The organism is Calditrichota bacterium (genome assembly GCA_014359355.1).
GTDB lineage: Bacteria > Zhuqueibacterota > Zhuqueibacteria > JANLFK01 > Oleimicrobiaceae > Oleimicrobium.
On the sequence record JACIZP010000053.1, the window covers coordinates 1 to 22,751 of the forward strand.

Here is a 22,751-nt window from a genome sequence, read left to right on the forward strand (position 1 = left end):
GCTTTCATCGCCTTTGCTGCGCCTTGGAATCTCCGTCGTGATTCTATCTGCTTTCCGTCTAACACGCAAAGCTTCTTCGCTCCCAAGGCAGCAAGCGGGCTTTGGACACCTCCCCTTCCTCGGTTGAAGACATACGTGTAGACCGTCGTCGTGCGCACGTCTTTGTGACCGAGAAGCTCTCGCACGGTCCGAATGTCATAGCCGGCCGCTAGCAAGTGCATGCAAAGTTGCCCTTTGGTCAACCCCGCTTTCTCACCCGCGTGCTTGAATGCGTTCTATAAGAGAGACTCATCCACGTGATGCCGCCCTTGCGCGCCCGTCCGCGGGTTCCTCCACCGACGCCCCTGCGGGAACACCCATTGCCAGCGCCAGTCGCGAGAAGCGTTTGGATATTTCCGATCCAGCGCATTCGGCAGGGGAATTGCGCCATAGCCTTCACGCAGGTCCTTCTCATGAATGGTTTTCACTCTACGTAGATGCTCTTGCAGCGGGGCCTTGACCGAACCCGGCAGCATCGTCACTCTGTCTTTTGCGCCCTTGGCGTCACGAACCAGGATTTCGTTGCGAGCCAAGTCAATGTCCTGAACGCGCAGGCGCAGGCATTCCATCAGCCGCAACCCGGCTCCATACATCAACGAGGCCATGAGCAATTTCTCGCCATAAGCGGCTCAGAACGGCATTGACCTCTTCACCTGTCAGAACGATGGGCAACCGCTTCGGCTTCCGGGCACGAATGACATCGCCAAGCTCGCCAACCTCGCGCCTAAGCACATAGCGGTAAAGGGACAGCAAGGCCGAGAGAGCCTGACTCTGCGTGGAGGCACTCACACGCACCTTCAGGGCCAGGTGGGTCAGAAAAGGATTGCTTTCTGGTCCTCCCATCTCCGCCGGATGGCGCACACGGCGGAGGAAGGTGAACCGCTTCACCCACATTACATATGCCTCCTCCGTCCGGCGACTGTAATGGCGGGCGGAAAGGGCTGCGCACTTGGTCGAGCAACCTCGGACGGCTGCCCCCGGCCAGGCCCGGCGCTTGTGTAGTTAACGGTCCCATGGTACCCGTGCCACCGACGACGGAGCGTAGCCAGCGCCTCGGTAAATTAACAAATACCAGGTAAAACGTCAAGTGTTTTCTTGCGTGCGGGTCGAGTGGTCAAGCAGGAATCCCCTTGCCTCCGAGCCAATCCGTAGGATTCCGCCCTTTCGATTCAAATCCGTATGCCGCGGGCCATCCTCTCTCTTTCGCTCCGACAGGCGAGAGATCTCCTTGCCCGTCCGCTACCGCATTGCTTCATTCCCCCGTCGGCAACGCAGGACGACCCACGGGCCACCAATTCTCCAGCGAGCCCCTCGAGGACGGTAGCGATCTCGCCGTCTTGCGGCTCACACCTGCCCGCCGCTGGCGGGCCCATTTCCACCGCAACGGCCACCAAAACCTTCGGCCAACGCGGGAGACGCACCCACCGGCCAAGAAAAAGGCCACCATAGGGGGGAACGGCACCTGCCGGCGCTCACACGCCGCTACCCGCGCGCTCGGGCGAGCAGGTTCTCCGCGTCCTCTAAGAATCAGAGGAGAGGGAGATTAGCTTCCACCCTGCTGCGGCGAATTCACGGCCTGTACAGAGGCGGCGCACCTTGCCTCCTCACCAGGCCCACCATCCCGGCATTTTGCCCTTGACTTTGTGCCCAGACTTAGCTATCTTGTGTCCGAGAGAACCGGGCTGGCGGCGCCCTACGGGGCACGGTGCAGCAAGCAAAGAGAACGGACGAACCCACTCGTGGAGAGGAGCGCCATGAAAGTATTGGCCGTTATCGTTGCGCTCACTCTGTGCTTTGGCAGCGCCATGGCGCAGAAGCTTCCCTCAGGGGACAAGGCCATGGGGAGCAAGAAGTACGACCAGTTCGAGCGGCCGGAGGTGTGCAAGAGCTGTCACGGGGACTTTTACCAGCAGTGGCGCCAGGCCATGATGTCGCAGGCTTACACCCACCACTGGGACGAGATCGAGTACTTCGACCTGGCGGTCGCCCATGCGGCAAAGGTGCCGGAACTGAAGCCGGTGGTAGACGGGTGCAACGGTTGTCACGCTCCGTTGGCATTTCTGGCCGGTGACGTGCCGCCGCCGCGCCCTGCGGCGAACTCCCGCGCCAATGAGAGCGTAAGCTGTGACCTCTGCCACACCGTCCGCGGCTACGAAGGCGAAATACCCCACAACTTTAGCTACACCTCCTCGCCTGGTCGGGTCAAATTTGGGCCCAAGCCCGGGCGCACGTCGCCCCACCATGAGACGCAGTACCTGCCTCTCTTTGCCCAGACAGAATTCTGCGCCAACTGCCACAACGAGCGCAACCCTTACGGCGTGTGGGTCAAATCCACGCAGATGGAATGGAAAGAAGGGCCTTACAGCAAAGAAGGCGTCACCTGCATGCAGTGCCACATGCCCAAGGCCTTAGGTCGCAACGCGACCATGGCAGAGGAAGACACCATTGCACTGCACCTTTTCCACGGCGCACATGACCCAGGCAAGTTGGCGAGCGCCATCGAGTTGCGCATGCATCCAGAGGAGCGCGAGGTGGAGCGCGGTGGAACGGTGGTCCTCCACGTGCAGTTGTTCAGTGCCAAGCCCGGCCACAAGTTTCCCACCGGTTCCGTGGAGGACCGCATCGCCTGGCTGCACGTGACCGCCGTGGACGCCGCGGGCAAGGAATACCACTTGCCTGTGGACCGCAAGGGGTTCGCCGGCGAGGAGTACACCATCGCCTCTGATGAGCTCGCCTATCAGGACATGGGCCTGCCCAAAGGCGACCCCAATTTCCAGGGGGTGCCCCGCGACGGCGTCCCGCTCGGCGACCGCATCTTTCGCATGCCTTACTTCGACCCGCAAGGGCGCATGACCATCATGCAATGGAATACCAAGTCGTTGGGGGTCGACTACCGCATCGGGCCGCGCGAGGCCAAGACGGAGACCTTCACCTGGCATCTTCCCGATGAGGTGGCCGTGGGCAAAGTGGTGTTTAAGGCACAGCTCAACTATCAGAAGTTGGTCAAGCCAGTGGCCGATTATTTGGGCGTGCCGGCTGAGGAAAGCGAGGTCATTCCTATCAACTCGGCGACCACCTGGATCGAGGTCTACGAGTAGGGGCGTCTGTGAAGGCTGCCCGCGACTTTGTGCCTTTGCAAGGAGGTGAGATGAAGACGAGATTGCTGACGATTATGGCCGCGGCGCTGCTTGCGGTCACCGCAGTGCTGCCGCCGTCCGCACACGGCATCCCGGCGTTTGCCCGGCGCTATAACCTATCCTGCACTACTTGCCACTCGCCTTTCCCGCACACCAAGCCGTACGGCGACGACTTTGCCGGACAGGGGTTCATCATCAAAGAAAACGAGAAGGAGCGGGACTATGTGACCGCAGGGGACCCGCTGCTCTGGGTGCCCAAGACCTTCCCCGTGGCCGTCCGCTTTGACGCCTTTGCCGTGGCCGAGCAAGACTGGCCGGTGCACAGTGACCTGCAGATCCCTTACGGCCTCAAACTGCTCTCCGGAGGCGCTCTGTACAAGAACATCGGCTATTACTTCTACTTTTTCATGTCCGAGGCCGGAGAGATTGCAGGCATAGAGGATGCTTACGTCCACTTCGACAACGTCTTCGGCACAGGGTTAGATGTGATGGTGGGTCAGTTCCAGAAGTGCGATCCGCTCATGAAGCGCGAGTTACGCCTGACCTACGAGGACTATCAGGTGTTCAAGTTCCGGCCGGGCATCTCGGCCACCAATTTGACCTATGACCGAGGCCTCATGCTCTCCTATGGGGTGGAACAGACCGGGACTGATCTGGTGGCAACTATCACCAACGGCAACGGCATCGGCCCGGAGCAGCCAGAGACCGGTTCGTTGGACAACGACAAGTACCGCCACTTCGGGCTGACGCTGCACCAGAGTATCGGCGAGCCGCTCACCGTAGGCGGCTTTCTCTATCGCGCCAAGGAGCAGTCAGCAAGCCGAACGAACACCGTGACCTATTTTGGTCCGGACTTGAACGTGCAGATGGGCCCCCTGGAGCTGCACGTGCAGTACCTGGAGCGCCGGGACAGCAATCCCTTTTTCGCGCAAGAAGAGCGGCACACCATGCGCGGCGGCGTGGCACTGCTGACCTACTCTCCCCAGTTAGACCGCTCACGCTGGTACCTGACTGCGCTCTACAACCACGTGGACTCGCCATTGGAACGATACCGCTCAGGCACCCTGAGCGGCACCTACCTGCTCAGCCGCAATCTCCGTTTGCTGGCAGAGTACACCCGCCTGCTCGAGGAGAAGCGAAACCGCTTTGTGCTGGGCTTAGTCACTGCCTTCTGAAACATGAGCAGCCACGTCCACGGCAATTGTGCGGGGAGGCCATGGCACGCGCGGCGCGGTAGCCACAGGAGGCCCCGTCACCAGCCATGAGACCCGCGCTGCACAGGCTCTACCGCGTGTTGACCTCGGTAGTGACCATGTCGGCCGTCGCCGTCGTGCTGGCTGTGGCATGTGGCGTGGCGACCTTCATCGAGAACTCGTGGGGGCACGAGGCGGCGCGCGCAGAGGTCTACGAAGCCTGGTGGTTCACGCTCCTCCTGGCGATTCTCGTCCTCTCTGCACTGGCCAATTTCCTGAGGCGTTGTTGGTGGCGGCCAGACAAGGCTCCCGCCGGCCTCGTTCACGTGGGCGTGGTGGTGATTCTGGTTGGCGGGGCGGTCACGAGGCACTTTGGGCGCGAAGGATTTGTCCATATTCGCGAGGGAGAGAGCGCCGCACAGGTCATCTCGGATCGCGCTTACCTCACAGTCTCGGCGACTGATGCGGACCGCGTGGCAAGCAAATCAGTTCCCGCCTTTTTCTCTCCGCGCAAGAGACCGCGCGCCGAAGTGCGGATGAACATCGGGCAGGCGGAGTTGACCGCCCGCGCCCTTCGCTTCATGCCAGAGGCTGTGCCGAGCATCGAGTCCGACCCGACTGGGGGGCCGGCTGTGCTCTTGACTGCCGTCGACGGCGACCGCACGCGCATCATCGCGTTGCGTCCTGGGGACGTGGTGCCACTGGAGCACGCCATCGTGACGTGCGACACCACGGTGACCGACACTCTCCCAGTCTTCCGCCTCGCCATCCACGGCGACTCGCTGACTTTCTGCGCCACTCACCCGGTGACCAGGGCGAGCATGCGTGAGAGCGAGGTCGTGCAACTGGCGGCTCACGCAGAGCACCCCTTGTACCCGTTGCAGCTCTACGGACTGGGCCAATTGAAGCTTGCTCTGCGCTCCTTCTTGCCCCACGCGCGCCTGGCTGCTGTGCCGGCCAAGCAGGTGATGCCGACGGTGGATGAGCAAGACGTAACCCAGGCCTTGGAAGTGGAGGTAGCTGCTGCTGGCGAGCGCCGCGTGGTGACCCTGTTCGGGGGCGCCGGGGCAGTCGCGGACACACAGACGGTGGACCTCGGCGGCATAAAGGTAAACCTGTCCTTCGGCTCAGCGGCCTGGCCGATGCCCTTCGCGTTGCGCTTGACGGATTTTGTCATCGAGCGCTATCCTGGGTCCGAGCGCCCGTCCATGTTCATCAGCAAAGTCGTGGTCGTGGACAAGCAGCGGGGCATCTCACGGCCGGCGGACATTTTCATGAACCATCCGCTCCGTTACCGCGGCTACCGTTTCTACCAAGCCTCCTACGATGACGACGAGTGGGGCACCGTGCTCAATGCGACGGTCGATCCAGGGGTTCCAGTGGTGTACACCGGCTTTGTTCTGCTTGGGGCCGGCCTTTTGGCATGGCTGCTGTGGCCACTGGGCGGACGGCAGAAAGGTTCTCGGCTTGCCCCGGCCGGGGAAGCCCCCGTGTCAATTCTGCTCTTGGTTGCCCTGTGCGCCCTCTCCATCGCGGGGCGACCGGACGCGTCAACTTATGGCAAAACAGCGCATCTGCGCGGATTCTCGCGGCTGCCAGTGTTGGATGTGGATGGCCGTTGCAAACCCATGGACACCTTTGCCCGCGAAGTTGTGCGAAAAGTCAGCCTTGAGAGCAAGATAGAAGGCCTGCCGGCCGCCGAGGTCCTGTTGGGTATGATGGCCCGCCCTGACCACTGGCGTCACGTGCCGATGGTCTATGTGGAGGATGGCGGTATTCGGCGCACCCTTGGCCTAGCGGCGGACCAGCGCCACGCGCGCTTTGTGGACTTTTTCGACCAGGACGGGCGCTACCGCCTAACAAACGAGCTCCAGGCAGTCCACCACAAGTCGCCAGCGGAGCGTACCCGGCACGACCGCGAGCTGCTGAAGGTAGACGAGCGCGCCAGCATTTGCTACATGGCCTTCCGCGGACTGCTGCCTCGGCTTTTCCCGCATGCAGACCAGCCTGCGCGCTGGCTTTCCTACGCCCAAGCGCAGCAGGAGCTGAGCGCGGAGAAGGCGGGGGAAGTGCGCACCATCTACCAGGCATATCTCCAGGCTGTGCGCCAGGCGGAACTGGACGGTTCATGGGGACAGGCAGACCAGGCTCTGCAGCGCATCGTCGACTACCAGCGGCGCCATGCGCCTGGGCTCATCCCTGCCGCCAGACGCCTCGATGCGGAGGTCTTGCTCAACCGTGTGCAACCGTTCCAGCGTCTGCTGTTCGTTTACTTAGGGGCGGGGCTGGTCCTGCTGCTTGCGACCATTTTGGGAACTGTGCGCCCCCGGCTCCTCGGGGGCGGCTTCTTGCTGGGCGCGCGACTGCTTCTGCTTGTGATTTTCCTGTGTCACAGCGCCGGACTGGCGCTGCGCTGGTACGTATCCGGCCACGCGCCGTGGAGCAACGGGTACGAGACCACCGTCTACATCTCCTGGGCTGCGGCTCTGGCAGGCCTGCTCTTGTCGCGGAGGAGTCTGTGGCTGCCTGCGGCGACCTCTCTGCTGGCGGCCGCCGCGCTGTTTGTGGCCCATCTCAGCGGGATGGACCCACAGATTACGCCGCTGGTACCGGTGCTCAAATCCAGCTGGCTGGTGATCCATGTTTCCACAGTCACGGCCAGTTACGGGTTTCTCGGCCTCGGGACGGTGCTTGCCTGGTTAGCGCTCGCGCTGCGCGCCTTTGCCCCGGGTAAGGCTGCGGCCCACTTTGGCAGCGCCATTGCTGAGCTGAGCGCCGACACCATGCGCTTGCTCAAGGTGGGGTTTGTGCTTCTGGTGTTCGGGACGATGTTTGGCTCGGTGTGGGCCAATGCCAGCTGGGGCCGCTACTGGGGGTGGGACCCCAAGGAGACGTGGACCTTGATCACCATTCTCACGTACGCGGTGGTCATCCATCTTCGCCAAGCCCGCTGGCTTGCGGGGCAGGTGGTGTTTTCTCTGGCGGCGGTGCTGGCTTTCGGCTCAGTGCTGATGACCTATTTCGGCGTGAACTACTACTTGACGGGCCTGCACTCCTACGCGCAGGGCGAGCCCTCCTCCTGGCCTGCGGCAGTGTACATTGTTCTCGGCGCGGTGGTTGCCGTCATCGTTGCCGCCTCGATGCGGGAGATGCTCTCCCGCGCGAAGAGGTGAGGGCGCCTTCCCGCGGTGCGCCTCATCCCGCCAGACGACTCTGGTGCGCGAAGTCGCACGTCCCGACCAGGCAGGGCGCTGCGCTCGAGTGCAACGGACCCAACACCCTCGTAGGCACGGGCCGTCGCTCCGCAGTTCATCCTGGCGGCCCCCACAGCCCGCACGAAGGGCCACAAACGCACGGGTCTCTCGCCAAGGGCTCTGCTCACCAATCCGACCCGCCTTGTAGCACCCGTGATGGGAGGCCAGATTCAGTTGCCCGCGGGCAGCTCTATTCGAACAGCTCCTGCCGCAGGTGCGGGGCGATGGCCTTGGCTAAGGCGCGCACCTCGCCCCTGGTCAAGTAGCGCCACTGGCTTGAGCTCCCCAAGTCGCAGGGGCCCAAAGGCCACGCGCACCAGGCGCAGCACCTCCAGTCCCAGCGCACTGAGCAGCCGGCGGATGTGGCGGTTCTTCCCCTCGTCCAACACAAGCTCCAGCTCAGTGCTGTACTCATGTTGGCCGATCACCCGCACACGCTTTGCCGAGAGAATTTCGCCGCGCGAGGTGCGTACCCCTGCGCTCATCAGGCGGAGATGGCCTGCCTGTACCTCCCCCTTGACCTCGACACGGTAGGTGCGCCAGACCGCAGAGGCCGGGTCCAAAAGACCAGCGGCCCAGGCATGGTCATTGGTGAAGAGCAGGAGCCCCTCACTCTCTTTGTCCAGCCGGCCCACTGGCGAGACGAATGGCAGGTTCGCCCCGGCCAGGCAATCGTACACAGTACCGCGCTGCCGTTCGTCGGCAGCAGTGGTTACCAGGCCTCTGGGCTTGTTCAGCATCAGGTAGACGCGCGGCGCCGAGGTGACCAGCTGGCCGTCTACTTCGACAAGATTGCGCTCCAGGAGCACGGGCGTTTCCGGGTCCCGTTTGACCTTGCCATCCACCCGCACGCGGCCTTCGGCTATCAAGGCCCGGGCGACGCTGCGGGAGCAGTAGCCGAGTTTGGACAGCGCGCGGGCCAGACCCACGCGTGCCTGTTTCTTCGGCCCGGCGGATGCAGCCGGCTTAGCTGTTTTTGATCTCGTCCTGCCCGTGTCGCGGTGCATCGTGCCCTCCGCCGGCCAGCCTCAGACCGCCCCGTGGCGGTGCGTGGGTAGAAACGCAAAATACCCCTTGCGCAGGAGTTCGGGGAACATGACCTGGGCGATCCGGGCCACGTTGCGCGCATCGTGCAAGCCGCGATGTGGTGTGCCGACGAACGACATGCCCAAGAGCGTGAGGGCCTTGCTCAGCCCCACGCGCTTGTGCTGCCGCCACTCGGCGAAGGCTCTTTTCAGGTCAACGTGTTGGGAAAGAGCTTCTGGGAAAGGGACGCCATGCCGCCGGCAATCGATGCGCAGCTGTGTACGGTCGAAGGTCCCCCATGAACAAAAGAGCACGGGATCCGGACCAAGCCATTCCACAAACTGAGCCAAGGCCACTGTGAAAAGCGGGGCCTCATCCACCTGCCGCTGACGGATGTGGGTCAGGCGGCGGCAGAAGTCACTGAGCTCCGGGTTCTCCACCGGCCGCACAAAGGTGGCGAACTCATCGTAGGGCCGCAACGTCTCGCCGTCCATGCGCACCGCGCCGATCTCGATGGTCTCCTTGCGCTCGCGGGGCGTGGGATCCTGCCAGCAGGTGGCCTCCAGGTCGATGATCACATAGTCCGTGGCCCGATAGTCGACGCCAAACAGTCGCATTCTCGCACTTTCCTTAGGTCGTGGCCAAACGATGAGGCCCTGGGGCCCGCATGCCCTCGCTCGCCTGGCTGTGCCCCCCGCACAAGTCGATGTGCCGCCCCCGTGTCTTAGCGCCTGCCCGAAGCCTCCTCCATGGCGCGCACGATCACTTCCGGCTGCTGTGAGCCGATGAGAAGCCGCTTGCCGTTGGTGAACTCCAGCTGCACGCCGCGATTGCCGCTCACATTGTACGCCATCCCGTTCCGGCCGTAGCGGATGCCCCAGCCCCCGTACTCCAAAATGGGGCGATAGGTGCAAGCTTCGAAACGCGCCAGCTCAGAATACGGTAGGCGTTTGAACTTGCGATGAAAAGGTACGAAGCGAATGTACAGCCCATCCGATCGCACTTCGGTAATCAGCCTTGTCCACCAAAAGAACGCCACCAGCCCCACGCCGAAGATAAGCCACAGGATCACCGCAACGACGTCGGGCGCGGGGTGGTTCCCCATGCGGATGCCCATTAAGATTTGGGCCACCAACACATACCAGCTGAAACCGGCAAGAAGCAGCACCAGGGCCCAGAGCCAGGGCTGGCGGAAGTGTTGCACTTCTCTCACCAGTGGTGTTCCATGTGTTTCCACGTGGCTGTCCCTCCTGTGCAAGATCTATTCGTTTTCGGCGTAGCTGCTCAGCATTGCCTGGAACTCGGCGATCCGCTTTGCCACTTCGAACACTGGCGCCGTCCACACTGCCTGGTCGCGACGCCGCAGGTAGGCGAGCAACATGCGAAAGTCGTAGCTGCCGACGGTAAGCCTCTCTCCATCGATTTCGTGAAAGACCAAGACGACCCACTGACCACGCGCGGTCAGCTCTTCCACCAAGCCAATCATCTCGAAGCCGCTCATCCTCTCGACGCTCAACCCCCACACGCAAGCCAAGTCCACCAGCGCCGGCGAGTTACCAAATCCGTACTCCCCCACGATGCGTCCGGCCAGAAAGTGGCGCGCCACCACCGGCACATAGCTCTGACGGTTCTTGCCTCTTCCTACAAAGGTACAGGAACAGGGGTACGCAAAGGTCCAGTACCTCTGATGCGGCGCAATCGTCTGCAGGCGGGCTTGCGCGGCTGTGATGTCTGCCTCAATTTCCGCAAGTGTCATGGATTCCAGTGCTCTTGGCAAGGGGCCTACGTTGCAGGAACATGGGTGGGATAGCGTGTGGTTGCCAATCTCGTGACCTCTCCGTGCTACTTCCCGCCACGGCGCGCAGCGTGCTTCCCAGTCCTCCCCATGTGGGTTGAGGTAGAAGGTCCCTCGCAGGGCAAACTGCTCCAAAATGGGCACCGCTTTCTGCAGCTGGTCGACGGTGCCGTCGTCAAAGGTCAACGATACCGCGCCCTGGTACGGCGCCCAGAATTCCTCAATCTCCATCTCGCCCCTCCTGACGCCTCTGCAGGGCCAGCAGCTCATGGCGATGCCTGTAAATCTTGCCTATGGCCTCGGTCAATAGATGGGCTCTCGAGGGCGGGCAAGCCAGGATCCGCCACGGTGTGAGCACCGCACGATGGCGGTGGAGGCCTTCAGCCACGGGAAGCTCCCATCGCGACGGCGTAATGGCCCGCACGTAGCTTCTGCTCAACTGATGCCGGCGTTTGCTGTGGGGGAAGTAGACCTCGCTTTGGTTCAAAGGGGCATAGGTCGTATCAAAGTTAAGACCCAACTCGGCCGACAAGGCCCGTCGAAAGAGGGAGGCATCCAGACCGTCAAACGCTTCGGCCTCGTACAGGAAAGCGAAAGCATAGCTGCACATGCGCGTGATGCGTGGGTCGCGGTGGAGTGGTCTAACGCCTGGAGCCTCGGCTACCGCCCTATCCAGAGCCAGGCCATGGCTATCAAGCACAGGCGCATTGCGACGCAGGGCCGCAAGTTGCCCGCGCAGCACCGCCGCCTGCAAGGAGGTCATCCGGTAGTTACCGCTGTGCACCCTGACGCCGGGGCCAACCTCGCGGCCACACAACCTCTGGCTGACCACCCTCCAGTACAGCGTCTCGTCCTGAGTGAAAAGCGCTCCCCCCTCGCCGGCAGTGATGAGTTTGGAGCTTTGGAAGCTGAACGAGCCGAACACCCCGATGGTACCCACGCCGCGACCCTCCCACTGCGAGCCGTGCACATGGGCGCAGTCTTCGATCAGGTAAAGGCCACGCTTCTTTGCCAGGTCCCCTAAGGCTTGCAAATCGGCCAGGCGATGGTAGAGGTGCACCGCGATAATGGCGCGCGTACGCGGCGTGATCGCCCGCTCCGCGGCAGCAGGATCGGTACACATGGTCTCCGGATGGACATCGACCAGCACCGGCACAGCGTTGACGTCGCACACTGCGGCAGCAGTGGCCTGCCACGTCAGGCCGGGCACGATCACCTCATCGCCGGCGCCGATGTCCAGCGCCTCCAGAGCCACCTGCAGGGCATGGGTGCCGTTGGTGAGCAGCGCGCAGTAGGCTGAGCCGTGAAAATCGGCCCATTCGCGCTGGAAGCGAGCCGCCATGGAGTCCACCCCAGGCCAGTCGTCCCAGACACCGCTGTCGTATGCCTGGAGGAGGTATCGGCGCTCCAGGTCGCGTCGCCTGGGCAGTCGACAGCCGGCGAGCAGGTCCTTCGTGACGGGTTTGCCCCCTCTGCACGCCAGGGCACTCATGGCCATCCTCACGTTCGCACGATAGTTGGGCAGAGATGCGTCGACCCTGTCCGTAACCCACACTGGGGCCAAGACTCTGGCCTAATGTACAAATCCTGGGGAGAAAAGCAAGGCAAAATGGAAACGGCCGAACCCCTTCCCGACACGATTCGCCGCCATGCGCGATTCTCATTGCGACTGCCCCGAAAACGGACCGTGCCCGAGGTGTGGACCGCCCATGGCAAAAAAGAGCTTGATATTGACAGGGAATTTTGCCATATTGGCATAGCACGCGGAGACCTTAGCACGCTGAAACACTGCTCACGTCGGTTTGCGGCAGCTCGTCCAGACGGTGCGACCGCGGCACGAAGGAGTGTCAGTGCCGCCACCAATGTCCCACTTCCCTGTCGCTCACAGTTCAGGCGCGAACAGATTCCAGCTTCACAAGCCTGCGTCTCCGCAACAGGGGTCCCGATCCGGTGCTTCCCGCCTTGCGCCTCAATTGCTGCCATCCGGGCACAGGCGCCGCGGGAAATGCAGAAAAGCGCCGCAAGAACAACCGAAGGAGCAGAATCATGGACAAGAAAAAGCGTGCGAAGATGTACGAAAGTTTCCTCCTCGGCGAGGGCTACACGCCCACCATCGACCAGGACGGGGACGTGATTTTCAAGGCGGAAGGGAGAACCTACGCCATCCTCATCGACGAGCGGGACGAGGACTTTTTCCGCCTGGTCTTCCCCAATTTCTGGCCCATTGAGAGCAAGGAGGAACGCCTCAAGGTGGAACAGGCTGCCCTGCAGGCCACCGCCGAAACCAAGGTGGCGAAGATCTTCCCAGTGCGGGACAACGTGTGGGCCAGCATTGAGCTGTTCTGTTCGCCGCCTGAGGTTTTCAAGGCGGTGTTCACTCGCTCAATGTCGGCGTTGCGCGCAGCGGTCGGCTCCTTCGCGGAGAAAATGGCAGCATAAGCTCGCTATGCGCTGGGGGATGGGGGCCAGGAGACTGGCGGGCAAAGGCAACTTGCTCTCCCCCAGTACGGAGATTGCCAGCAAGCGGAGCCCCATCCGGCAGCAGGGGTGGGGCTCCTTTTTGCTCTTTGGCCCTTACCTGCCCGCGACGAAATCCTCGTCAAGCACCCGGTCAAGAGTGGCGACGAGCCTCTCGGCATCGGCCTCAGAGAAGACCAGCGGCGGCTTGATCTTCAGCACATTTGCTGCGGGACCATCCCGGCCAAGGAGCACTCCCAACTCTTTCATTCTCTCCACCACGTAGGCTGCCTGCTCCGTCGCTGGGGTAAGCCGCTCACGGTCCAACACCAGTTCCACCCCCAGGAAGAGCCCCATGCCGCGCACATCACCGATCAGCTCGTGGCGCGCCATGAGCTCAGTCAGCCCGGCCTTGAGTTTCGACCCCACGCGCAACGCATTCTCTTGGAGATGTTCCTCGCCAATGACCTCTAACACGGCAAGGCCCACGGCACAGGCGACTGGATTCCCGCCAAAGGTGCTGAAGTATTCCATGCCGGAGTGAAAAGCTGCCGCCACTTCAGGCGTCGTAATGACTGCCCCCAAGGGGAAACCATTGCCGATGGGCTTGCCCAGCGTCACGATGTCCGGCACCACGCCTTGCGTCTGAAACCCCCAGAAGTGCGTGCCGACGCGGCCAAAGCCTACCTGTACTTCGTCGGCGATGCAGATTCCCCCAGCCTCGCGCACTGCGCGGTACGCCTCCGCGAGAAAACCGTCCGGCAGAACTATTTGCCCAGCGCATCCCATCAACGACTCACAGATGAAAATCGGCCGGACTCCCCGTGCACGTAGCTCATCTGCCGCCTGCTGCACATGCCTTGCGTAGTTCTTTCCTACGTGTGCCTGACCTTGCCGATACAGTCCTCGATAGGGATCCGGGGTTGGAACCACATGCACGTACGATGGTGCCCCTTGGCCGCCCGGGCCGTTGAACTTGTACGGGCTGATGTCGATCAATGAGGTGGTATTGCCGTGGTAGGCGCCGTCCACCACGATAGTTTCCCTGCCACCGGTGAAGGCCTCCGCCAAGCGCAGGGCCAATTCATTGGCCTCGCTCCCTGAGTTGACGAAAAAGCAGATGCGCAAGGGCTCCGGCAACGTCGCGGTAAGGCGTTCGGCGTACGCGACCAGCTCTTCGTACAGGTAACGCGTGTTGGTGTTCAGGAGGGCCATCTGCCGACATGCGGCCTCCACCACCTTCGGATGGCTATGCCCGACATGCGGCACGTTGTTGACTGCATCCAGGTAAGGGATGCCGTCTCGGTCGTAGAGGAACTGGCGGTAGCCGCGCACCAGATGCAGAGGCCGACGGTAAGCCACGCTGAGCACAGGCGAGAAGTGCTTGCTCCGCCTGGCGAGGAGTTCCCTCGTGCTGAGCTCTTCAGTCGCTGCGAGGTCGAAGGAGCGGCCAAGAAGGGGCGAGGGGTCTGGGCAGATGCTCAACCAAACTGCGCGCTGGCTGGGTGAGGCGACCCCAGGAAAGTCGCCGCGATACCCCAGCATATCGGCGATCACTTGCAGGTGCACGTGGGGCGGCCATCCGCCGTTTTCGGAGCTCTCCCCCACCCAGCCAATTGTGTCGCCACGCTTCAGTCGCCTGCCCGGCTTTATGCTGGTCAGAGTCTTCCTGCTCAAATGTCCGTACAGGGTGTAAAACTCCGGCCGTTGCCCCTTCGCTTCGTGCTGGAGGATGACGGTGGGGCCGTAGTTGAGCGGTCCAGCGTTATCCTGGACACTGACGACAGTGCCCTCCAGCGGCGCGAGGACCGGTTGGCCTGCTGGAACGAACAGGTCAACGCCCAGGTGCACGGTGCGCGGTTCGCCTCCGGCAAAGAGAGCGCTGGTGTAAAAAGGGCGGGCCTCGGCGTAACGCCCCAGCCCCACCTTTCCCTGCCGAGCAGCAATCTTGTCAAAGAGCGCCTTGGAGAAGGCGGCCACATCCTGCCACAGGTGGGGCGCACCGGCATCACAGCCTCCCACGGCAAAGTCAAACAACACCGCATTGGCCATGAGCTCGGGGGCAACCACCGGTCCCACCTGGTGGCGATTTTCCGCCAGCCATTTCGCCACGGCTTCCCCCTGGGGACACGGTGCATACCCACAGGCGTCCCGCAGCCGATACTCGGCAAGGCGCGGGGGCACCTCCTTGAGGCGCTCCAGCAGATCCCAGGCCGGCTGCGCAGAGACCGACAAGTACTCGTTGCCCGGCACGAGCCCGCGCTGATGGGCCTCCAAGCAGACGCTGAGGCAGAGGCGCATGCACATCAGCGGGAAAAGAACCTCTACCTCCTCCTCGCGCAGCGGAAAGACGCTATGATAACCGGCGATGACCTCAGCTGCCGCACCCACCGGGTCGTCCTTGCCGAGCATCGCGTAGGCGGCAACCACCGCCGGCTCTGCGGCCGCATAGCTCACCACCATGTCCCCAAAGTCCAGCACGCCCACAACTTCGCGCTCCCACGCCGGCGGTCCAACAAGCACGTTGTAGTCGTTCCCGTCGTTGTGGATGAGCATCCTGCGCAACGCCGCCAGTTTGTCTGCCACCTGGTCGAAGAGCTCCAGGTAGCCGTCGATGAGAGAGCGTCTGCCGGCGTCTCGGATGTCGGCTTTATACCTGCGAATGGTGGATGGGGCACTCTGCAGGTCCCACTGCAGCTCGCGCGCCAACGCTGGACAACTCAACGAAGCAAGCACGCGATCCATGGAGCCGAACAGGCGCCCAATTTTGCGCAAAATGGCAGGTGTGTGCGGCTTGACCAAGGCAAGGGGTGTACCGGGAAGGAAGGTCACCAGGCGGACGAAAAGTGGCTCGCCGTCTTCGTCAGGAACTTCGCACATGAGCTGGCCGCGCAAGGTCGGTAACGGGTGGGGGCAGGGAATGCCCTCCTGGGCGAGTCTGCTCATGACCTCATTCTGACACGCCAGCACCTGGGGGGAGGCGCCCAGGTTAGCGATCTTCAGGACGAACTTCTCGCCGTTGGCAGTGGTGAGCAAAAAGTTCTGATCCCGCTCGCTGGGCAGCTCGTTGGCCGTCACATCGATGCCGTAGAGCTCCCTCGCCAGCTCCATGGCTTTCCCGAGCGAAAAGTGTGGCCGCAGACGCACGTCCTCACCCATGACCGCTACCCGACAAGTCAGCAAACTCTTCTTCGCGCCATCGCCGAGCAGAGGGGCTACACCGCGAGGAGTGGCCCGTATGGCTCTGTTTGCGAACTATGTGGACCGCTGCTTGCGTCCAGCCTACAGCACGGCGCAGAACTCGCCAAAGTCAGGCTTCTCCTTGATGGGATAGACTTTGGCAAAGCGGATGATACCTTCCTTGTCCACCACGAAGACGGCACGCTCGCTGAACCCCTCTTCGCGGTAAATGCCATACAGTTTGGCAACCGCCCCTTTGGGTTCAAAATCTGCCAGCAGCTCCACATCCTTGACGCCCAGGGCTTCCGCCCATGCTTTCTTGGAAGGAACGCTGTCGACGCTAATGCCCAGCGCCACCGTGTCCTTGTCCGTCAGCGCTTTGATATTCTCCTGCAAGTCCTTCATTTGCGCCCCACAGATCCCGGTCCAGGCTAAGGGGTGGAAGGAGAGCACGACATTCTTCTTTCCCCGATAGTCGCTCAGTCTGACCTTCTTGTCGCCCACAGCCGGTAGTTCAAAATCGGGTGCCTTTTCCCCGACCTTCGGAAAGTGATGTGACATGGATACCTCCTCCATTGTGTCCCGCAACGTTCTATTCCTGTCCAATATCCGGGAGATTCGCCCGGATGACCTCAGCCGAGCGGTGCAAAGCCACTCTCTCTGCTTCTGCCAGCTCTGTCTCGATGACGCGCACCACGCCCCGCCTGCCTACCACGCACGGCACGCTCAGGCAGATGTCGTGCAGTCCATACTGGCCGTTGAGGAGCGTAGAGACGGTGAGCAGGCTGTGCTCATCGCGCAGGATGGCTCCCAGGATGCGCAGCACCGCCTGACTCACACCGTAGTTGGTGTAACCCTTGGCGCCGATGATGTGATAGGCGGAATTGCGCACGCTCTCCTCGATTTTCTCGCGGAAGCCCGAGGTACATGCGCGTGCGCATCCTTTGCAGAACTTGGCCAGTGGCACGCCGGCCATATTCACCGAGCTCCACAGGAACACTTCGCTGTCGCCGTGCTCGCCAATCACATAGGCGTGCACGTTCCGCGGGTCGACCTGGCAGGCTTGGCTGAGCGCGAATCGGAACCTGGCCGAATCCAGCACCGTGCCCGAACCGAGCACCTGATGCGGCGGCACGCCCGCCGCCTTTTGCACGACGTAGGTCATCACGTCCACCGGATTGGTGGTTACCACGATGGCCGCCTGTGGGCAGACGGAGCCCAACTGGCGAGCTATGGACGCGCAAATGTCGGCATTGCGTTTGACCAGTTGCAGCCTGGTTTCGCCTGGCTTCTGCCGCGCGCCAGCAGCAATAACTACGGCCGCCGCATCCCGGCAGTCAGCCACGTCGCCGGCGCGAATCTTCATCGGCCCTGTGAAGAACAGGCCGTGGTTCATGTCCAGCGCCTCGCCACGGGCTTTGTCTGCGTTCAGGTCAATCAGCACCAGTTCCGTGGCGATAGCCGCCATCTGCGCCGTGTAGGCGATCGTCGCCCCTACGTCCCCCACACCGATGATGGCAATCTTCGGCATTCCACCTCCATGCTAAGGCAGGCGGGCCGCGGCGCGCTTCACCGGCGGCACGTAGGCCCTGAGCGTGAGCGACAGAGTGACCACCGTCACCGAGCTTAGCGCCATGGCCAGACCAGCCAGCTCTGGCCGCACGGTGAGGTGCAGCACCGGCCAGAGTGCCCCTGCCGCCACGGGGATAAGCACGGTGTTGTAGGCAAAAGCCCAGAAGAGGTTCTGCCGAATGCGCTGCATAACCTTCCTGCTCAGCTGCAGGGCGGCAACGGCGTCCAAGAGGTCGTCCTTCATGAGGACGATATCGCCCGCCTCGACGGCGATGTCGGTGCCGCCCCCGATGGCGATGCCCACGTCGGCCTGGGCCATGGCAGGGGCATCGTTGATGCCATCGCCGACAAAAGCCACCACCTCGCCCTGCCCCTGCAGTTCCTTCACCTTTGCCGCCTTCTCTTGGGGCAGCACTTCCGCTGCCACCTCTTCGATACCAGCCTCTGTGGCGACCTCGTGGGCGACGCGGGCAGTGTCGCCGGTCAACATCACCACCCGCAGGCCCATGCGGCGCAGGGCACTCACAGCTTCTCTGCTGGTGGGCTTGAGCGGGTCGGCAATGGCCATGAGGCCCACCACTCGCTCGCCGACTGCCACAACGGTGGTCGTCTGGCCTTTGCTTTCTGCCCGCGCAAGCTCTTGGGCTACCTGGTCTGGCACCGAGATGCCCAGCTCTGCCATCAAGGCACGGTTGCCCACCGCCACCCGCTTGCCGCGAAGTGTCCCGGTCAACCCCTTGCCCCCAAGTGTGTTCAAGCCTTCGACCTCTTCGACAACGACCCCCCGTTCCGCCGCTTTGGCCAGTATCGCCTGCGCCAGGGGATGGCGGCTGTTCTGCTCCACTGCCGCAGCAATTGCCAGGATCTCGTTCTCAGATGCGCCAAAGCCTTTCACTCCAGTCACGACAGGTTGTCCACGGGTCAAGGTGCCGGTCTTGTCCAGCACAACGGCGGTCACCCGAGGCGCCACCTCCAGGACCTCGGCGCTCTTGATGAGCACCCCGAGCTCAGCTCCGCGGCCCACGCCTGCGGTGACGGCAGTGGGCGTGGCCAAGCCGAGCGCGCAAGGACAGGCAATCACCAGCACGGAAATGAGGACGGTGAGGGAAAAGAGGAGCGGTTGGCCCAAAAGCACGTACCAGACGGCAAACGCCAGCACGGCCACGGTGAGCACCACCGGAATAAACACCCCCACCACGCGGTCTGCCAGCCGCTGAACCGGTGGCTTGCTGGCCTGCGTCCTCTCCACCAGTTGCACGATCTGCGCCAGCAAGGTCGACCGACCCACCCTCTCGGCCTGGTAGCGAAGGACGCTGTTGGTGTTCAACGTGCCGGCCACCACTTTATCACCAGGCCCCTTGAAAACGGGCAGCGGCTCGCCAGTGACCATTGACTCGTCGACAAAGCTGCCGCCTTCCATCACCACGCCGTCCACGGCCAGCCGCTCGCCAGGTTTGGCCACGAGGATGTCGCCCACCTGCACTTCCTCGACCGGAATCTCCACCTGCGTTCCGTCCCTGAGCACGGTGGCGGTACGCGGACGGAGGGCCATGAGCTTTTTTATGGCCCCTGAGGTCTTACTCTTTGCCCGTGCCTCCAGATAGCGCCCCAAAGTGAGGAACGACGCCAGCATGAGGGCCGTTTCGTAGAAAAGGAATTCGTGCGACAAAACGTGAAACGTCGCCAACAGGCTGGCCAGAAAGGCGATGCCCATGCCCATGGCGTACATCACGTTCATGTCCAGCAGACGGTGGCGCAGGGCTCGTCCTGCAGCGCGGAAAATGGGGGCGCTCACGTAGACGAACGAAGGCGCCGCCACCAGCAGCATCAAGTACCCAAGGGGCAAGGAGCGGAGCATCGGCAGGTGCATGGCCACCATCAGCAAGGCGGCCACGGCAAAGCCAACCACGAAGCGGCGGCGCCTATCGGCCAGCTCCTTGTGCACCGCCACTTCCTCAGGAGGCGCACCTGCAGCCTCCTGCAGACCTAAGTACTGATAGCCGGCGCCCTCGATGGCCTCCTGCACATCGCGCGCGGAGACTTGGCCGCGCACCACGGTGACGTGCGCAGTCTCGGCACCAAGGTTCACCGTGGCGGCAACGACGCCCGGCACACCGCCGAGCGCATGCTCGATGGTGCGCGCACACATGGCACAGCTCATCCCGCCCACTCTTACCACCATCTCTTCGAGCTCCACGCCGTAGCCTGCTGCCTCCACCGCCTGCACCAAGGTGCTTGTGCGCACGCGGTCGGCCTCGAAGGCCACCTGGGCCTGTTCGCTCCCTAGGTTCACCACCACTCGCTGCACGCCCTCAACCGCGGCCAAGGCCCTTTCGACGGCCTTCACGCAGGCGGCACAGCTCATGCCAGTGACCCGCAGCCCTATTTCGCTTAACTCCGCCACCGTCGCCTGCCAGAGCGATTCGCCTTTTCAACTGCCTGTTCTTGATCTTCTGCAAACCACACGACGCGTTGTGGGAACGGAATCTCGATTCCCTTCTCCTCTAGTGCCTTCTTGATGGGCCAAAGCAGCTCAGTCCGTGTTGCGTACCAGGTGGCAATTGGCGCCCAGAAGCGCACCACTAACTCCACGCCGTCGTCGCCAAGGTTGTCCACGAACACTTGCGGCGCCGGTTCGACCAGAACATACGGGTGCTCTTCCAGGACCCGCTTGATGATGGCCATCGCTTGCTCGGCATCGTCCTGGTAACGGATCGACACGTTGTAGTCAATCCGCCGACAGCCCAGAGCCACGAAGTTGGTAATGTTGGAAGTGAACACCTTCTCATTCGGCACACGCACCACCAGGCCGTCGTAAGTGCGGATGGTGGTGGAAATCATCCGGATGTCTTCCACAAAGCCGGAGATCCCCTCAATGTGCACCTGGTCACCGATCTTGATGGGGCGCTCCACAATGAGAAAGACGCCGGAGATGAGGTTACCCACGATCTGCTGGCTGGCGAAGCCGAGGACGAGTCCTGCCACCCCGCCAGCGACCATCAGACCGGAAAGGCCTACCCCCAACAGAGAGAGGGACCACATCACGCCCGCCGCAACGATGAGGTAGTAGACCACCTTGGCGAGCACGTCCAGGTGGTGGCCGGCCACCTTCTCGCGGAGCGAGCGACGCAGAGCGAGGGAGGCGAGCTTGGCTCCGGTCAGCGCGCCCAACAGGACGAGGAGCGCGCCCACCAAACCAAACACAGTGATGTTGCCAATAAGCTTGATGTCGCTGATCATAAGCCGTGGTCCATAACAAACTTGGCAGTCGAAGAAAGCCTTCGTGCCCTGTACACTTCCAGGGACTTTTTCATTCCCTCCACGAGCGGGCTGTCCAAGAAACGCGTCTCGGCCACGCCGGGAGCCGTGATCCTCATCTCCGCACGCATGGCTACCATGGTTTCGTTGAAATAGATCTTCATGCCATGCGCGCTGAACACCACCCTGCGTATCTCCGCCCACTTGGAAGTGGCGTTGTCAGCCGTAAGTTCGATGATCCCGAAGTAGAGAGGATTCACTGCTGGTGGCGCAAAACTGATGTCACTTTGCCAAAACCTGCACACCAGGCCTTTGCCAAGTGGCCCATACAGGGCAAACTTGCTGGGCACCACCGAGAAGACATCCAACATTTCCATTTCCCGATGGGCAGCTAGAAATACGCCCACCTCGATGGGAAACGTGACGAAAATGGTGATGCCCCCTTTGGGCTCGACGTGCACTGCCTTGGCCAAATGAACCAACAAGGCGGGAGAAATGTTCTGCGGCAGATTGACCGGCTCCACCGGGTTGACGATGAGGCGGTTACTCCCGGTTACTACCAGTTTCTCGGCGGCGCCACATCTCCCTTTTCGCCAATAGTGGAGCGCGTCGCCCTCGCGCACAGCGCGGAGGTGCACTTCTGCACTCTCCACTTCCATGGGCAACTGATGACGGCCAAAGCGGATACACGAGGGTTGGTCTGAAGGGCCTTGCACAAGGGTCCGCGATACCTGCCGACTTTTCACCTCTCCTCTCCGTTCAGCTAAAGCCTCTTTGTCACAGCCAATGGCGGCGCCGGAAATGGAGCAGCATGACGCCGGCTACCACCGCCATCAGAGCCAGCACCGCCGGGTACCCCCATCGCCACTGCAGCTCCGGCATGTGGGGAAAATTCATCCCGTAGATTCCGGCAATAAAGGACAAGGGGATAAACACCGTGGCGATGATGGTGAGCATCTTCATCACTTCGTTCATGCGGTTATTGAGTGAGGAGAGATAGATTTCCAGGAGGCTGGTCGCCATCTCGCGGTAGCTCTCTATGCTGTCGGCGATTTGGATGGTGTGGTCGTAGGCGTCTCGGAAGTACACAGTGGTCGCCTCGGTCACCAAGGGCGCTTCGCCGCGGGCAAGCACGCCGATCACCTCGCGCAGGGGCCACACTTCCTTGCGCAGGTTGAGCAAGTCCGTCTTCAGGCTATGAATCTCCTGGATGGGCGAAGGCCCCACATCATGCAGTACCTTCTCAGTGAGGGCCTCGATATCCTCCGCCACCTTCTCCAGGACGAGAAAGTGTCGGTCTATCAGCACGTCCACCAGAGCGTAGAAGAGGTAGTCGGGCCCCGAGTTACGGAGCCTCCCTTTGCTGTTTCCCAGGCGCTCGATCACGGGGCCGAACACGTCGGTGGGACGCTCGACAAAGGTGAGCACTCCTCGCTCACAGAGAATGAGGCTGACCTGGTCGCTGCCCAACCCGACTTCCCTGCCGTGGTCCACAAGCCTCAGCACCAGAAACACGTACTCGTCGAAAAGGTCGACCTTTGGCCTCTGGCTTGTGTTGGCCACATCTTCGAGCACCAAGGGATGGATGCCCCACTGTCGGCCGATCCCCTCCAGAATCTCGGTATCCTGCAGGCCGGTGACCGTCACCCAGCGGCAGAGACCTGGCCGCGGCGGGCCAGCCTGGGACAGGTGCACCGAGCGGTGCACCACACAGGTCCTCCGGTTGTAGTCCCACATGTCCACCGTGACCTCGGCTACCTTCTGTTCGCCGATGTGGACGAGCGTACCAGGAGGAAGGCCGATCTTGCTGGACCGCTTAGCGGCGCGTTTTGTCATGGCA

The 22,751-nt window shown here is 62.3% G+C and carries 15 protein-coding genes and 2 pseudogenes; 4 read left to right on the forward strand and 13 right to left on the reverse strand.

Going from position 1 to position 22,751, the window contains the following annotated elements; translation table 11 throughout:
- Nucleotides 1-933: pseudogene (locus H5U38_02285) on the reverse strand (integron integrase).
- A 911-nt stretch (nt 934-1,844) separates the two neighbouring features.
- Here H5U38_02285 and H5U38_02290 point away from each other — a divergent pair.
- The 3 genes from H5U38_02290 (at nt 1,845) to ccsA (ending at nt 7,542) form a co-directional block, all read left to right on the forward strand.
- The gene (locus H5U38_02290) at nt 1,845-3,137 is read left to right on the forward strand and encodes a hypothetical protein (protein MBC7185841.1); all 1,293 of its coding nucleotides are present in this window, start codon (nt 1,845-1,847) and stop codon (nt 3,135-3,137) included.
- A 50-nt stretch (nt 3,138-3,187) separates the two neighbouring features.
- Entirely contained in the window at nt 3,188-4,351 is a 1,164-nt protein-coding gene (locus tag H5U38_02295; protein ID MBC7185842.1) for a hypothetical protein, read from the forward strand.
- Nucleotides 4,352-4,437: 86 nt separating this feature from the next.
- Nucleotides 4,438-7,542 carry a cytochrome c biogenesis protein CcsA gene (gene ccsA / locus H5U38_02300; protein ID MBC7185843.1) on the forward strand — a complete coding sequence of 1,035 codons (3,105 nt, stop codon included), beginning with the start codon at nt 4,438-4,440 and terminating at the stop codon, nt 7,540-7,542.
- 271 nt (nt 7,543-7,813) lie between these two features.
- Here ccsA and H5U38_02305 read toward each other — a convergent pair.
- From H5U38_02305 to H5U38_02325, 5 genes and pseudogenes are all read right to left on the reverse strand, one after another.
- Nucleotides 7,814-8,630: pseudogene (locus tag H5U38_02305) on the reverse strand (rRNA pseudouridine synthase).
- A gap of 21 nt (nt 8,631-8,651) precedes the next feature.
- Nucleotides 8,652-9,266 carry an exonuclease domain-containing protein gene (locus H5U38_02310; GenBank protein MBC7185844.1) on the reverse strand — a complete coding sequence of 205 codons (615 nt, stop codon included), beginning with the start codon at nt 9,264-9,266 and terminating at the stop codon, nt 8,652-8,654.
- A 107-nt stretch (nt 9,267-9,373) separates the two neighbouring features.
- A complete protein-coding gene (locus H5U38_02315) occupies nt 9,374-9,886 on the reverse strand; it encodes a hypothetical protein (GenBank protein MBC7185845.1) in 513 nt (170 codons plus the stop codon).
- Between the two features lie 24 nt (nt 9,887-9,910).
- The gene (locus H5U38_02320) at nt 9,911-10,675 is read right to left on the reverse strand and encodes a polysaccharide deacetylase family protein (GenBank protein ID MBC7185846.1); all 765 of its coding nucleotides are present in this window, start codon (nt 10,673-10,675) and stop codon (nt 9,911-9,913) included.
- Nucleotides 10,665-11,936, reverse strand: a complete 1,272-nt coding sequence (locus tag H5U38_02325) for a DegT/DnrJ/EryC1/StrS family aminotransferase (GenBank protein MBC7185847.1) — start codon at nt 11,934-11,936, stop codon at nt 10,665-10,667. Before H5U38_02325 ends, H5U38_02320 begins: the two co-directional genes overlap by 11 nt.
- Before the next feature lie 554 nt (nt 11,937-12,490).
- Here H5U38_02325 and H5U38_02330 point away from each other — a divergent pair.
- Nucleotides 12,491-12,883, forward strand: coding sequence for a hypothetical protein (locus H5U38_02330; protein ID MBC7185848.1), 393 nt, complete (start codon nt 12,491-12,493; stop codon nt 12,881-12,883).
- 135 nt (nt 12,884-13,018) lie between these two features.
- Here H5U38_02330 and H5U38_02335 read toward each other — a convergent pair whose 3' ends face one another.
- The 7 genes from H5U38_02335 to corA form a co-directional block, all read right to left on the reverse strand.
- Complete coding sequence (locus H5U38_02335; GenBank protein MBC7185849.1) at nt 13,019-16,060, reverse strand: aminotransferase class III-fold pyridoxal phosphate-dependent enzyme; 3,042 nt, start codon at nt 16,058-16,060, stop codon at nt 13,019-13,021.
- Between the two features lie 123 nt (nt 16,061-16,183).
- Nucleotides 16,184-16,642, reverse strand: coding sequence for a peroxiredoxin (locus tag H5U38_02340; GenBank protein ID MBC7185850.1), 459 nt, complete (start codon nt 16,640-16,642; stop codon nt 16,184-16,186).
- Nucleotides 16,643-16,673: 31 nt separating this feature from the next.
- Entirely contained in the window at nt 16,674-17,612 is a 939-nt protein-coding gene (locus H5U38_02345) for an L-lactate dehydrogenase (GenBank protein ID MBC7185851.1), read from the reverse strand.
- Nucleotides 17,613-17,624: 12 nt separating this feature from the next.
- Entirely contained in the window at nt 17,625-20,018 is a 2,394-nt protein-coding gene (locus tag H5U38_02350; protein ID MBC7185852.1) for a copper-translocating P-type ATPase, read from the reverse strand.
- Between the two features lie 26 nt (nt 20,019-20,044).
- Nucleotides 20,045-20,893 (reverse strand): mechanosensitive ion channel family protein, encoded by an 849-nt coding sequence (locus H5U38_02355; GenBank protein MBC7185853.1) that lies wholly within the window; start codon nt 20,891-20,893, stop codon nt 20,045-20,047.
- Entirely contained in the window at nt 20,890-21,570 is a 681-nt protein-coding gene (locus tag H5U38_02360; GenBank protein ID MBC7185854.1) for a DUF432 domain-containing protein, read from the reverse strand. The genes H5U38_02355 and H5U38_02360 overlap by 4 nt, the downstream gene beginning before the upstream one ends.
- A 118-nt stretch (nt 21,571-21,688) precedes the next feature.
- On the reverse strand, nt 21,689-22,747 hold the full coding sequence (gene corA / locus H5U38_02365) for a magnesium/cobalt transporter CorA (protein ID MBC7185855.1): 1,059 nt from the start codon (nt 22,745-22,747) through the stop codon (nt 21,689-21,691).
- Nucleotides 22,748-22,751: the final 4 nt, after the last annotated feature.